We start from the raw sequence: 14,516 nt of genomic DNA, 5'->3' as shown, positions 1-14,516 counted from the left end.
TAGAGCTTGTCAGTACAAGCTTTATGCTGAAATATAGTTTTTAAGGAACGACTATATAGACAACAACAGGCAGAGTGAGATAAAAACGAGTTAGGTTATAAAGACTGCTATTGAGTGTAGCCAAACGGCTATCGTACGACATGAAATCTTTGGAATCTACGCATATTAACATGGTTCTAAGTATTTAAAATTAATCAAATCGATGATTTTGCACTTGTAACCATATTTTTCACAACATTCCTTGCTTTTTATAAATTATTTAAGTATTTTTGTACAAAATAAATAGTATGGATAAGATATTAAATAGAATATGCAGTATTGATAATCATCCAATTGCAAAAATGGATGAAAATTTCCGTATACAATATGTAGAAGGTTTAGCTGCATGTTTATATTCTATATCCAAAGGCTCAGATATTGCAAAAATGATAACTTTTGCATGGATAAATTCTATTCTTGCTATACATGATAACCTTAATTCACTATGGACGGCAAATACTGAAGCAGTAAAGAAAGCGATATCATTACACAGAAAGGGAATTAAATTCTTTTATATGAGAGAATCTTTTTTCTTTGATGTATTTTATCTTGCACAGGCAAGTGTTTTAGGCGAAGCTGAACTTGAAAAGTCATCAGAATATTTGCGCAAGAATGTATGTGGATTTTTCTCAAAGAAATCTTTAAACAAGATCTTAGTAGCATACAAAACTGGGGAGTCATGTATTGATGGAGTAAGTTCGACGCAAATAACACACAGAAAAACTAATAATAAGGTTTTGTCTGGAACAGAAAAAAAGATACTTGTGGTTGCAAATGTCAGTGCAGGGAAATCTACTTTAATAAACGCATTAGTTGGTTATCGTTTAAATAGAATAAAGACAACAGTTTGCACTGACAAATTGGTATATATTCATAATAAATGTTCAAATGATGGCATAACAATCAAAAGAAACAATGGTACGTACACCTATAGCAGTAATATTAATGAAGGGGATAGTGACACTTTAATAGAGGCTGCATTTCCTTTCAAATCTACTTTAGGGAATGAACATATCTGTTTTATAGACACACCAGGTATAAACAACGTTGAAAATATTAGTCATAAACAAATAACAGAAGAGGTTATTAAAAAGGGTAATTATGATGCTGTCCTTTACATTTCAAATTGTCAGTACTTTGGTACAAACGACGAGCATAACTTACTCAAGTTCTTAAAATTAAATGTAACAAAGCCTATATTATTTATCCTAAATCAACTTGATGTATTTAATCCTGAAGAAGATTCAATTCCTAAAATGTTGAGCGATTACAAGTCTGATCTTATGAAAATTGGATTTAAAAATCCTACAATAATACCAATTTCTGCATATGCGTCACTTCTGTTCAGATTAGATTCTTCATATTTAACTAAAATAGATGTCATAAAAAAACATAATATGATTGAACTATTTAAAGAAAAATATTATCATCTTCCTCAATATATTGGACAAGAATTTTCGACTGAATTAATAGAGATGACTGGTATAAAAGCTTTAGAATCGGAAATAATAAGAATTTAATACATAATATATGAAAAAAAATCAAATTAAGTACAACCCATACACTGTCGATACAGAAATCATTGTGAATGGGGAAAACCAAAAGCAAATAGTGCTTTAAATGTCAAAAAGAAAAGACTTCAAGAATGGGTTGAAAAGTTCCCTCAAATCGTATTAGAAGAATATCGTGATAGCAATATAACGATCGATTTTACAGGAACGGTGTCTGATTATGATGATATTAAATCTTCATTCAATGCTTATAAAGAAAAAATTTCTGTAATATTTAACTTCAATAAAACAGCAGATATAACAGATGTAGAGAAAAAAATTGATAAGATATTTGAAGAAATCAAAAAAGGGCCTATTGCTGAGTTAAAAGATAAGAAAATCATTAATGCCTTTGAGAAAGCAAAAGATTCTAAGTTTGAGATAAATGTAGTGGCAACAATGAGTTCTGGTAAGTCAACACTTATCAACGCTTTGCTGGGACAACAACTTATGCCTGCAGCGAACGAAGCTACAACTGCAACTATTGTAAAGATTATCGACACAGATCAAGATAATTTCTCAGCAGTCGCATACGACAAATCTGGTCAAGTTGTTACGAGACTAGACAACGTTACATTGGAAGATATGCAAGCTCTAAATGCAGACAAAAAGGTCTCTACTGTTGAAATTAGAGGTAAGATTCCTTGTGTTTCATCTGTTGGTATGAAACTTGTATTAGTTGACACTCCGGGACCCAATAATTCTCGTGATAATAGTCATGAGGAGATGACGTACAAGATGATTTCAGATTCTGACAAATCTCTTGTCCTATATGTCATGAATGGTCAGCAATTAGGTATAAATGATGAAAAAATCTTTCTTGACTATGTGTGTAAAAGCATGAAGGACGGTGGTAAGAAGGCACGTGAACGTTTTATTTTTGCTGTAAATAAAATGGATGCATTTAGCCCAGATCCACAAGATGATGGTCCAGAATGTATCACAAATGCCCTTAATAATGTCAAATCTGGTCTTGAAGATAGAGAAATTTATAGCCCCAACATCTTCCCTGTATGTTCTCTCCCCGCTTTACAGAAAAGGGCTGGATTTCAAGGAATACGCGCACGTGCTATTCATAATTTCAAGGACATGTGCAAATATTATGGCGTAATGCACTTTGAGAAGTACTATAAGTACAATAATCTTCCTCAAACTGTTAAGACGCGTCTTGATGATTTTATTGGTCGAGCTAGTAGTGATGACGACAAGTTGGAAGTTCATACTGGTATAGTTTCTATTGAACAAGCGATTGCTCAATATATCAACAAATACGCACGCACAACTAAAGTTTTTGATTTAGTTCAATCGTTTAATGAAAAATTGAATGAATTGGCAGCAGTCGCACATCTTGAAGATGCAATCAGAAAAGATGAAACTGCAAAGGCAAGACTCGAAAAGCAAATAAAAACAATAAAAGCTCATATTCAGTCCGCTAAAAATGCTAAAGAAAGATCTGAAAAGATTGATAAAATTGACTTGACGACAATTGTTGAGAAACGTGTAGCATCGTACATGACTGAGATTAAGAATAAGCTCAATGTAATGATGTCAGGATGCTCCAACAAAGTCGAAAAAATAAAGGCACAACAACAATGCGCAGAACTAGAGAAAGAGTGCAAATCGATTTCAGTTCAAATTAAGGTTCAGATAGATAAAATACTTGAAGATGCTTATAAGGACACAATTACAAAGATTTTAGAAGATTACAAGCGTTATCTTACAGAGTTGAATATAGCTGTTGATTCGGGTACTCTTTTATTCAATCCAGCAAATCTCGTATCTAGTTCTTTAGCCGATTTATCTTCAATCATAGATGCAAAGACTGAAACGGAAGATGAGAGTTATTACAAAGAGAAATATAAGTGGGTTCCTTCTCAAAGGAAGTGGTATAATCCTTTTTCATGGTCTAACGAAGGAGCGCATTGGGAGGGAAAAACTATAGAAAAGTTTGTTGACTATGTTGATATGAATGAAGTAGCATCTGATTATATTGTCCCATTCCAAAAGAGCTTAGATAGTACAAAAAATGATGCAATCAATCACGTGCATTCAGAAACTCAGCGTTTGAAAGACTATCTTAAGGGTGAATTAGAAAAAATAGACAAAGTCCTTGAACAGAAGTTGGATGCACTTTCTCAAACAGAAGCAGACAATAACGCAAAAACAGAAGAGATAGCCAAGAAGGAGAATAACCTTAAATGGCTTAAATCGATACAGGAAAAAGTTAATAGTATTATAAAATTCTAAGTATGAAAGCAAAATTTATCAAAGCCGTTGAAAGTGGAGACCTGGTAAGCGTCCGTCTTTTCATCTCAAATGAGCTTATGCTAGATCCTCGTGGAAAAAGTTTTTCAGAAATGAAGAATTTTGCTGAGTCGAAATTTAGTAATTTATACGATGTTGATGACGCCAAGTCTTATACGTCCACGGAAACAGAATGGAACGAGAAACTTTTATTTTCTATCAAGAATGATTTGGACAATAACTTTTCAAAGGAAAAGTTGGCAATTTATGAAAATGTTGCCAAGTATGTCTTAAAGGATAAAGCCGACCAACTTAACAGGGAAGAAACTTCTTGCTCTCAAAGAAAATATTCGGAGAATGTAGATAGAAATCAAAAGAGAAACAATAAAAAACTCTATATGGGCATTACAGTTGGCAGTGCAGCTGTTGCTGTAACAGGCTTATGTTTTTCTCGAGTCGTTCTTGCGTCTTTTGGATTTGCTGGAGTAATTATAGGTGGCATCTTACTATATAATGATACACGGAAATGAGTTCTATTTACGATAATAAGAAAAATGTCGAGTTCCTTGATGGAGGGATCTCACCTTCTTCAGAAGATTCACAGTCTGCAGTCGCACAACCTGTTAAAGAAAATGAAGAGTTAAACTCTTTGCAAGCATCAGAAGAACATTCGCTTGATAAGATTAACAAAGAAATGGCTTCTTATCAAGAGCGTGCGTTTCATGCTATGGAGTTAGTGGATGATATTGTACTGAAAAATTATCTTACAAAATTATCTATGTATGAAGTTGTTCCATGTAACAATTTGAATACTGATAATGTCATTCTTTTTAAAATTAACAAAATGGTTTATGAAAAGGATGAATATGTAACAGATAAGTTTATAAGTGTTGTTAGTGCAATGACCTACACAAATAGTTCCATATTTTTGATTGTTGATGGATACGAAACACACACAGATTTTTATTTGGGTATTAAGTCTGAAGATGAGAAACGTCAAAAAAGCACTATTGCAGAGACTTTTAAAAACTCTATTTTAGGGCATTTCCCAGGTGCTGAAATTGAAGATTACTCTTATGTAAAAGTTAATTCTGAACGTTCAAAACAAGATAAGTTACTACATAGAATTACTGAAGCTGCTAGTGTTAGCTCATGTGTTGGAATTCCTTCTTATAAGAATAGTAAAGGTGAGTACACCAATGCAAATTTTATTCAAGGAATTGAAAAATTTACTACTGCTATGCAAGGTAAAAAATATACCGCTATAATTCTGGCCTCTAATATGCCAAAGCATGAAATTGATATGCTACGTAATGGTTATGAAACTATTTATACTGAATTGTCTGCAATGGCTACTCGTCAGTTAGCATATTCAACAAACGAGTCTTTAGCTAATGCTATTAGTAGAACAAAGGGAACTTCTGACACACATACTGTTAGCTTGGCAAAAGGTGTTTCCGATGGGACTTCGCACAACGATAGTAAAGCAAAATCATCAGCACATGCAAAGTCCCATACCGAAGGAGAAAACAAGGATAATACTTTTAGTAAGGCTTCAAAAGGAATAATGGGTATAGGCGGAGCTATGGCTGGTGTGGGAATGGCTTTATCAGCTACAGGGATAGGAGCTCCAATTGGTGCCCCACTTATGGCTGGCGGTGCTGTTGTTGGTGGAATTGGTTCGTTACTTGGGACAGGTGCAAAGAACAAGTCAAAATCTGATACAGAAACTATTACTACAACGGAGTCATACACGTCTTCTGATGGAGTAACTCATACAAAATCATCAACGACTACAGTAAGCGATGCTCATACAGATTCAATTAGTGAAACAAATGGTGAGACATCTACTGTTGGTTCATCCAAAAATTTTACAATCACTATTCAAAACAAGCAAATAGTAGAAGTCCAAAAGAGAATTGATAAGCAACTTGAAAGAATAGAGATTTGTGAAAGTACAGGACTTTGGTCAACTGGTGCGTATTTTTTATCGTATAACACAGATAGATCTACAGCAGAAATAGGTGCTACTATTTTCCGTTCAATTATGCAAGGTGAACAGTCTGGCGTTGAAAATTCAGCAATAAACACTTGGTATCCAGATGTAGAGTCAAATTTCAATAATATTGTACATTATATAGGAGCATTGTCTCATCCATTGTTCTTGTATGACAATCCTTTAGATAATACTAAGGTTGAAATACTTCCAACCTCATTATTGAGTAGTAAGGAATTAGCAATCATGATGGGATTACCTAGGAAATCTGTTCCTGGACTTCCTGTGATTGAACACATTTCTATGGGCAAAGAGGTCGTAAGGTTAAATAAGTCTGATTCAATTGAACAGTTGCAATTAGGTTGTATTTTTGATCAAGGAATTGAGCGCAAGAACAATATCGTTCATCTTGATGCTAAGAGTTTGACCCAACATACTTTTGTAACAGGTTCAACTGGATGCGGAAAAAGTAATACGATTTATTATCTAATAAAGCAAATTAGAAATCAGGTAAATGCACCAAAGTTTATGGTTATTGAACCTGCAAAGGGCGAATACAAGGATGTCTTTGGAAACGAGCACATCTATGGTACAAATCCATTGAAGACTCCTTTGCTTAAAATCAATCCATTCCGGTTCCCTGAAGGTGTTCATGTCCTAGAGCATATTGATCGACTCGTTGAAATTTTCAACGTATGTTGGCCTATGTATGCAGCAATGCCTGCTGTTCTTAAAGAGGCAATACTCAATTCATATGAAGATTGTGGATGGGACTTGTATAATTCTACAAATAAGTTTTCAAATAAGCTATTCCCAACATTTGCTGATTTACTAAATGAACTAGTTCTTGTTATTAATACTTCTGCGTATTCTGAAGAAGTAAAAAGTAATTATCAAGGATCGTTAGTGACCAGAGTAAAGTCGCTAGACAATGGACTATGCAAACAAATATTCTCTGGGCAAGAACTGGGAGATGCTGCATTATTTGACGAAAATGTCATAGTCGACCTAAGCAGAATTGGTTCTCAAGAAACAAAATCGCTAATTATGGGGATACTCATTATGCGCCTGAATGAATATCGTTCTAATAGTAATATTCATCATAACAGTAATTTACGTCATATTACAATTCTTGAAGAGGCACATAATATTCTCAAACGTGATTCGGTAGAACAGAGTAGTGAGGGAGGAAATATTGCAGGTAAAAGCGTAGAAATGATTTCAAATGCTATTGCAGAGATGCGCACCTATGGTGAAGGTTTCATCATTGTTGATCAATCACCTGGTGCTGTCGATGCATCTGCAATACGAAACACGAATACGAAGATTATTATGCGCCTTCCTGATGATTCTGACAGAAAAGTTGCAGGAAAAGCTTCTGGAATGAAGGACAACCAGGTTGATGAAATTGCAAAGCTACCTACTGGAGTTGCAGTCGTTTATCAGAATGATTGGGAGGAACCTGTATTATGTAAAATAGGTAAGTTTGATGAACAAGAAATTATCTTTGAGTATATTCCAAATTATCAAGAAGATAATGAAAAAAGTAAGAATTCTACATTAAAAGCTGAGATTTTAAAATTTCTTCTCTGTGGTCGTATTTCAAACGAGATTGATTTTGATATTGATAATATCGGGTTCAACTTGAACAAGGAAGATTTAACAACCCATTGTAAAATCAGTCTCTATGAACTTATGAATGTATATAAGAAAAATAATGAACTCCAGATCTGGAAGGATAATAATTTTGAATCTCTATCACAATTGGTAACTAACATACTTTCTGCCAAGTATGAAGTCAAAAAGATTGCTAATTCTACTGGTAATTTTGAAGATTTAACTTGTAATTTAACTCGTCTAGTTGACGAAAAGGTAGAAGGTTTACCAGAAGAGCTTAAATTGGTTGCTTCACAATGTTTGATGAGAGATTATTCTTTATATGGTGATGTCGAAAAGAATATTTATAATGCTTGGTATCAAACTATTAAAATTAGCAGATTATCATGATAAGTCCGTTTAACATATCAGAAATTAAACCTATAGATTCTCCACTGGTAGAGTTGTCGAAAAAATTCGACATCCTGCCAGATAGAGAACTTAATAAGTCCCTGGGAGAAAAATCAAGTGGCATGATCCCGCGAAATGGTGGAAAATGGTCGGGTGAGCCAGGTAATTCTACATGGAAACCAGATCGAGAGATAACGCCAAGTAACAGGAACTATTCAAACACTGAAGGGAAAACATGGGGTGAGATATTGGACAAATATGGTATAGAAGGTATACATTTCAATAACGAAGAACCTGATTTTTCCGAGATTAGCAAAGCTACTGTCAAAATTGATGATTTCTCTGATGCAAGATATGGAGCAGGAGGAAATTTTGATCAAGCAGATGAAAAAATTGCTCAACAAAGAGGTTGCACAAAAGAAGAAGTTCGTCAATGGCGCATAGAAAACAATTATACATGGCACGAACGAAGCGACTGCAAAACAATGGATAAAGTACCTCGTGAAGTACATGGAAATATTGCTCATAGTGGTGGAATTTCAAAAAAGAGAAATCAATAAATATGGAAGATAAAGTTTTCGGCACATTGTCCTTCCGATTCGGTTGGACAAAAAAAGAACAAATAAGATTCTTTGATAAGTTGTATGATGTTCGTATACGTACATCCAGTTTAAAAGACGAATTACCTACAGAAATCCAACAAAACTCTTATCTTAGCTTTGAAGCAGAAAAAAATACAATTTGTGAAAAGGCAAAAATCTTGATAGGCAACTTTATAGATGTTAACAAAGAACAAATATCTGAACAGCTTGGTATACAAGCTATTGAAAATTTAGCGACTTTGCTTACTCCATACGAGGTGTTATTTTTCAAAAATGGTAAATATGCAATATTATTTCAGACAAAATGGTCTGAGAGTGACATGTGCATATTATGTGATGGAGCAAACTTAAAAGTTGACGAAGGATATATTTTAGAGTTTGAATATTGATACCGGCATTTGAATTAACCGCAATCCATCAAATGTATCTTGGTGCAGGAAGTCAGATAAACAAAGGTGAACGCCTAACGATGAATATCCATACAATAGGCGTTCAACCTGTAACTCCTCAGCGATATGGGCCAGTCTGTATTCTCTCTTCTAAAATCTTCGTAAAAAGCAATAAGGAAGATTGTTTTTGCATATTTCAGAAAGTATTTGTACCTTTACACCTATGGAAGAGCAAGTTACGGACATTTCAAAAGCATTACATGGCATAACGGAAGAGATGCGACTGTTGCGTGAAACTGTCAATCAGCAGTATGCCGAGATTATCAAATTGAACCGTAACATAAATGCTCTGAACCTTCAAATTCGCAAGAAAGATACGGAACTTACAAACTTACGGGAACGCTTGGCCAAGTATGAAAACTCTGATAAGAATTTCTGACAACAGCAGTACTCCCCAGGCAAGGAACGTATGAAGGATGAGGTTGTCAGAAGAACAAGAAGCCTCCGCAAGCCAAGTGGTAAGAAACTGGGAGGACAAAAAGAATATGATGGGCATAAGTTGTCTTGCTCTTCTGTACCTGACGAAATAATTGATGAGGTACTCAACTATTGCACTCGTTGCGAAGAATCTTTATCAGATTCAGAACGTGTGCTTAAGATTTCTATACAGACAACTATAAGCCCATTGGAATCCTTATCTCTATAACTGCTCTAATCCACTCATCACATGAGAAATACTACTTGGTACAATTTCGTCATATATTATTGCTATCAGTAGCATGTCACGTAGAACATACCTATGAATTATTTTCAATTAATGCTCAATAAGACTGGTATGTTCACAAAAAGATGTACCTTTGTATTGTGAATAGTAGATAGTGAAGAGATTCTATTACATATAACTTAAAGTTTAACTATGTTAATCAACAAGGAAAAATACATCGTACAATGTGCTGCCGTATTAGCTTGCGAGCTACACAAAGGGCAGGTGGACAAGGCTGGAGTTGATTACTTCACTGGTCATCTTACAGCTGTTGCCAAAATGGGGACCACTTGGCAACAGCAGGTTGTGGGTTATCTACACGATGCAAGTGAAGATACTCCACATTCTGTTGAAGAAGTGCTTAACTTGTTAGATGCGAAATTAAGAACTCCCTTATCAGATACTGATAGACTTGAACTTGCCGATGCTTTACATTTGCTCAATCATCACCTTGCGCCTGATAGGGAAACATATATTCAGCGAATTAAAAGCAATGCCCTTGCAACTTCCGTAAAGATGCACGACCTTACTCACAATATGGACCTTACTCGTATTCCTAATCCAGCAAAGAAGGATTATGAACGTGTTGAACGATATAAGCAAGAGTTTGCTTACTTAGGTGAGCTTAAAAATTAATTTTCATCTATAAACAGCTTCAATAAAACAATCATGACCGAAAAATATAACGCTTCTAACATTTCTCTCGATCAAATCTTAAGTTACATAAAGTCTGGAGAGATTGCTATACCAGAAATCCAACGCCCATTCGTATGGAAACCTCGGCAGGTTAGAGACTTGATAGACTCACTTTACAAAGGTTATCCTACTGGATATCTGATTATTTCGCAAAGTCCTGATATGCAGTTGAAAGATGGGAGTCTTTCATTGGGTAAGAAGATAATGATAGATGGTCAGCAGCGTGTTACGGCATTAATGACAGCTATTGCTGGGCTTGAGGTCTTAACTAATGATTTCAAGAAACGAAGAATTAAGATTGCATTTAATCCTCAAGCATCAGAAGAGAATGAAGAAGAAATCTTTAAAGTGCAAGATAATGCGATTTTAAGGGACAAGAGATGGATAGCTGATGTCGCAAATTTATTCAAGCCAGACTTTGACCAATGGGCATTTGTGAACGAATATTGTCAGCAAAACCCAGAAGTCAATGGTTCACAAATGAATAGGATATTAATGCGTCTGTTGGATATCAAGAATCGTCAGATTGGAGTTATCACACTTAACAAGGACTTGAATATTGATGAAGTAACTGATATCTTTATTCGTATTAATAGTCAAGGCGCTAAACTAAACCAAGCCGATTTTGCGATGTCAAAGATTGCCGCCAATACAGAATATGGTGGTAACGCATTACGCAAAGCTATTGACTATTTCTCACATTTAGCAGTAGAGCCCGATTGGTACAATGAAATGGCTCAAGACACGCTATTTATGGAGACACCATACGCAAGTAGACTGCAATGGTTGAAAGATGATAGAGCATCTATCTTCGACCCTGATTATAACGACATCCTGCGTATAGCGTTTATGTATAAGTTTGGTCGAGCAAAGCTAAAAGACCTCGTAAGTCTTCTTGGTGGACGTGATTTTGAGACACGAGAATATAAAGCACAAATAGCAGAAGAATCATTTACCAAATTAAGTGAAGGAGTTATGGATTTTATGAACCAATACACTTTCTCAAATTTCATACTTGGTATGAAAGCTGCAGGCTTCATCTCTAACAAGCTGATTAACTCTCAAATGACGTTGGACTTTGCCTATACATTGTACTTGTTATTGAATAATGATACTACAATCGAAAGGAGTCAGATAAAGCATTACGTAGCAAAATGGTTTGTTATGTCGACATTAACAAGTAGATATACTGGTTCTCCGGAGACACAAATGGACTTTGATATTAAACGTATTCGTGAGAAAGGGTTCTTACCCTTCTTCCAAGAAGTGGAAGAAGCCAATCTTTCCGATACATTCTGGAATGTCCGATTGGTACAACTACTCGAAACACAAATCATTAACAGTCCATTCTTCAATGTGTTTCTTGCAGCACAGGTATACAAAGGTAATAATGCTTTATTTTGTAACGGAACTAAAGTGGGGTATTTAATCACTTTGATAGGCGATGTCCACCATATATTCCCTAAACAATATCTGCGCAATAATGGCTATAATGAGAAGATACAATACAATCAGATAGCCAACTTCACTTATCTTGATACACAAGTAAATAAAGACATTTCTGATGCTGCTCCGAATGTATATTTCACCAATGCAATAAAACAATGTGAAGAAGGTAATGCTCGCTACGGTAATATAACAGATCTAAATTGTCTAAAGACTAACATGGCAGAGAACTGCATACCCGAACAAATCGTGGATATGGACTACTCTGATTATCCTGATTTTCTTATTGCCAGAAGAAAGTTGATGGCAGCAAAAATTAAAGACTATTATTTTAGCTTATAATAAATATAAATAGCGTAGTAAGTAGGATAGAAGTAGAATCGATGAAGATTGATTATTGCTTTTTATTTCTTTAATTCGCTGAGTGCTTACAGACATATAAGGAGAGTAGTATCCCTGTTGCATTATTATATCTACTACACTAAGTTTGAAAACTCTTTGCTGTCATTTTTAACATTTGCGGTATTTAATTGATTTATAAAGTGTTATAAGTCGTAAGTGGGTGACAGGAGTGACAGCAAAATAAAAATAATTCGTGAAAAACTTGACAAGGGGTATCTCTGTTTTGTATCTTTGCAAGCGAAAATAAGGAAGAGCTATGATACGCTTAGTATGATTTCCTACAAACTAACGGCATCTTCCTTCTTGAATTTGTTTTCTTAAATCTTTTTATTCATGTGTACATATTTTTTTAATATGCCCACAAATAGGGTAGTGCGTTTTATGCGCAATTTCATTTTTATATGAGGAATGACAAATGGATTGGGCAGGAAAAGACATAGCAACAGTTTTGCTTATTTTCTTTCTCACAAATAATTTATCTATTCATCAACTTAAAACAATCATTTATGAAAAGTAAGAACCTTAAAAACATTAAAGCTGAAAATCAGCGGAACAGACAGTCGGAAAGACTTAAAAACGACATTACTCGTCGGTTGCTCAACTATCTTGAGCGGAAGTATGAAATGAGATTTAATACCGCCTTAGGGTGTACAGAAGCTCGCAAGGCTGGGAGTAACGAACCTTTTGTGGCTGTAGATGAACGAATGCGCAATACTATTGCTATTAAGGCGCGTCTTGATGGGATTGATGCGTGGGACAAAGATATTCGACGATATATGGAGTCGGATTTTGTTAAGGCTTTTAATCCTGTGGATATTTTCCTCGAAGGATTGCGAGGACGATGGGACGGAAAGAATCATATTGAAATGCTGGCAAATTGTGTACCTAATGACAACACACGGTGGGCAGAATGGTTTCACACGTGGTTTCTTGCAATGGTTGCACAATGGTTGGGGCTGAATATCTCACATGGTAACAGTGTGGCACCGTTGCTCATTTCACGACAAGGCTATCGGAAGTCTACTTTCTGTAAACGTCTTCTACCAGAGTCGTTGCAATGGGGATATAACGATAATCTAATCATTAGTGAGAAGCAGAATACATTGCGCGCAATGACACAGTCGTTACTGATTAATATTGATGAATTCAATACGCTGTCAGCAAAGACGCAAGACGGATTTTTAAAGAATGTTATGCAGCTTGCAAACATAAAAATCCGTCAGCCTTATTGCCAGCAACAAGTTACATTGCCACGCATTGCCTCTTTCATTGCCACGGCAAACGTTTCAGATGTTTTTAGCGATCCCAGTGGTTGCCGCCGTTTTATTGCAGTTACACTAACAGGTCCTATTCGTTTGCCCGAACACATAGACTATGAACAGCTCTACGCACAGGCTGTTGCCGAACTGGATAACGGTAGGCGATATTGGTTTGATGAGGCTGATACCCAAGATATTATGGAGAATAACGTGCAATATCAACAACGTACCCCTGCAGAAGCTCTCTTTTTAGATAGTTTCTCTATTCCTAAAGACTTAACCAAGGGTGCTTATATGACTGCAGCTTCTATTTTTAGCCTACTTCGTCAGCGGTATGGCAGTCAGCTGAACCTAACAAGTCTTTCCCATTTCGGTCGTGTCCTTGCAAATATCCCGAATCTCCATAGTAAGCATTCTTCGCATGGCACAGAGTATTTGGTTGCAGTACGTAGCAACGCAGTACAGTCTGGTCAGTCCAGCTTGAGTTGTTAGTTGCTATCTGAATGAGTTTTCAAAGTTGCTGTCACTACTGTCACTCGCATATACACCATAAGTAGTTTATAATCTGTTGTTTATGCGAAATGTTAAAAGTGACAGCAACTTAAAAACAAAACAAAGTTATATATAAATGCTATTAATCCCATAAAGTATTTATTAAGAAAATATTGGTTTATATAAAAAATTCTTTTATTTTTTCCTTAATTCCGCAGTATTTTTTCTTGTGAGAAAATTTTATATGTTGAGATGTCTTTTTGGGGCTCTATATGTTGATATGAGGTGCTTCGGTGTTTCTTGGGTCTTTTCTAAGCATAAATCCCCCACCCAAACCAATGGGGAAGTATGAAAAGCCACAAAGAAATGATGTAAATTCCACCGAAGGAAGTGATATTCTCGATTTTAATAGCTACCTTTGTCCTGTCAGTTTTTTGCTTACTTGTTATGTTTGCAGCACCAAGATAGGTGAAATTTCTGACATATCCAAGTGTTTCGGGAACTTTGTTTCTCAGCCACTTGGAGTTCTTACAAGAATTTATGCTGCGGAATTAAGGTTATAAATCACACAAAATATAATTAGTCCTCCCTTAAAAACCTAATATTATCCTGATTCATAGTATATTATCCT

General features: G+C 35.4%; 11 protein-coding genes. All 11 read left to right on the top strand.

Annotated elements, in window-relative coordinates; translation table 11 throughout:
- The first annotated feature begins 287 nt into the window (after positions 1 to 287).
- The gene (locus HXN26_RS09490) at positions 288 to 1,559 is read left to right on the top strand and encodes a dynamin family protein (protein WP_273160924.1); all 1,272 of its coding nucleotides are present in this window, start codon (positions 288 to 290) and stop codon (positions 1,557 to 1,559) included.
- Between the two features lie 201 nt (positions 1,560 to 1,760).
- Entirely contained in the window at positions 1,761 to 3,836 is a 2,076-nt protein-coding gene (locus tag HXN26_RS09485; protein ID WP_273160922.1) for a dynamin family protein, read from the top strand.
- A gap of 2 nt (positions 3,837 to 3,838) precedes the next feature.
- The gene (locus HXN26_RS09480; RefSeq protein WP_273160920.1) at positions 3,839 to 4,363 is read left to right on the top strand and encodes a hypothetical protein; all 525 of its coding nucleotides are present in this window, start codon (positions 3,839 to 3,841) and stop codon (positions 4,361 to 4,363) included.
- Positions 4,360 to 7,836, top strand: a complete 3,477-nt coding sequence (locus tag HXN26_RS09475; RefSeq protein ID WP_273160918.1) for an ATP-binding protein — start codon at positions 4,360 to 4,362, stop codon at positions 7,834 to 7,836. Before HXN26_RS09480 ends, HXN26_RS09475 begins: the two co-directional genes overlap by 4 nt.
- A 122-nt stretch (positions 7,837 to 7,958) precedes the next feature.
- Positions 7,959 to 8,396, top strand: coding sequence for an HNH endonuclease (locus HXN26_RS09470; protein ID WP_273160916.1), 438 nt, complete (start codon positions 7,959 to 7,961; stop codon positions 8,394 to 8,396).
- Positions 8,397 to 8,398: 2 nt separating this feature from the next.
- Complete coding sequence (locus tag HXN26_RS09465) at positions 8,399 to 8,827, top strand: hypothetical protein (RefSeq protein ID WP_273160915.1); 429 nt, start codon at positions 8,399 to 8,401, stop codon at positions 8,825 to 8,827.
- 223 nt (positions 8,828 to 9,050) lie between these two features.
- The gene (locus HXN26_RS09460) at positions 9,051 to 9,266 is read left to right on the top strand and encodes a hypothetical protein (RefSeq protein ID WP_273160913.1); all 216 of its coding nucleotides are present in this window, start codon (positions 9,051 to 9,053) and stop codon (positions 9,264 to 9,266) included.
- A gap of 30 nt (positions 9,267 to 9,296) precedes the next feature.
- Complete coding sequence (locus HXN26_RS09455; protein ID WP_273160911.1) at positions 9,297 to 9,533, top strand: hypothetical protein; 237 nt, start codon at positions 9,297 to 9,299, stop codon at positions 9,531 to 9,533.
- 210 nt (positions 9,534 to 9,743) lie between these two features.
- A complete protein-coding gene (locus HXN26_RS09450; protein WP_273160909.1) occupies positions 9,744 to 10,226 on the top strand; it encodes a phosphohydrolase in 483 nt (160 codons plus the stop codon).
- Between the two features lie 33 nt (positions 10,227 to 10,259).
- Entirely contained in the window at positions 10,260 to 12,074 is a 1,815-nt protein-coding gene (locus HXN26_RS09445; RefSeq protein ID WP_273160908.1) for a GmrSD restriction endonuclease domain-containing protein, read from the top strand.
- Between the two features lie 566 nt (positions 12,075 to 12,640).
- Entirely contained in the window at positions 12,641 to 13,885 is a 1,245-nt protein-coding gene (locus HXN26_RS09440; RefSeq protein WP_273160906.1) for a VapE domain-containing protein, read from the top strand.
- The last annotated feature ends 631 nt before the right edge of the window (positions 13,886 to 14,516 follow it).

It is taken from the genome of Prevotella aurantiaca (assembly GCF_015262605.1).
Classification (GTDB): Bacteria; Bacteroidota; Bacteroidia; order Bacteroidales; family Bacteroidaceae; genus Prevotella; species Prevotella aurantiaca.
Note: the sequence above shows the minus strand (reverse complement) of the source record. Positions and strands in the feature narration are given on the sequence as shown.

Coding starts and splice junctions, on each gene's coding strand:
- HXN26_RS09450 (WP_273160909.1), top strand. CDS start 9,744: ATGTTAATCAACAAGGAAAAATACATCGTACAATGTGCTGCCGTATTA.
- HXN26_RS09460 (WP_273160913.1), top strand. CDS start 9,051: ATGGAAGAGCAAGTTACGGACATTTCAAAAGCATTACATGGCATAACG.
- HXN26_RS09490 (WP_273160924.1), top strand. CDS start 288: ATGGATAAGATATTAAATAGAATATGCAGTATTGATAATCATCCAATT.
- HXN26_RS09480 (WP_273160920.1), top strand. CDS start 3,839: ATGAAAGCAAAATTTATCAAAGCCGTTGAAAGTGGAGACCTGGTAAGC.
- HXN26_RS09465 (WP_273160915.1), top strand. CDS start 8,399: ATGGAAGATAAAGTTTTCGGCACATTGTCCTTCCGATTCGGTTGGACA.
- HXN26_RS09455 (WP_273160911.1), top strand. CDS start 9,297: ATGAAGGATGAGGTTGTCAGAAGAACAAGAAGCCTCCGCAAGCCAAGT.
- HXN26_RS09470 (WP_273160916.1), top strand. CDS start 7,959: ATGATCCCGCGAAATGGTGGAAAATGGTCGGGTGAGCCAGGTAATTCT.
- HXN26_RS09440 (WP_273160906.1), top strand. CDS start 12,641: ATGAAAAGTAAGAACCTTAAAAACATTAAAGCTGAAAATCAGCGGAAC.
- HXN26_RS09475 (WP_273160918.1), top strand. CDS start 4,360: ATGAGTTCTATTTACGATAATAAGAAAAATGTCGAGTTCCTTGATGGA.
- HXN26_RS09445 (WP_273160908.1), top strand. CDS start 10,260: ATGACCGAAAAATATAACGCTTCTAACATTTCTCTCGATCAAATCTTA.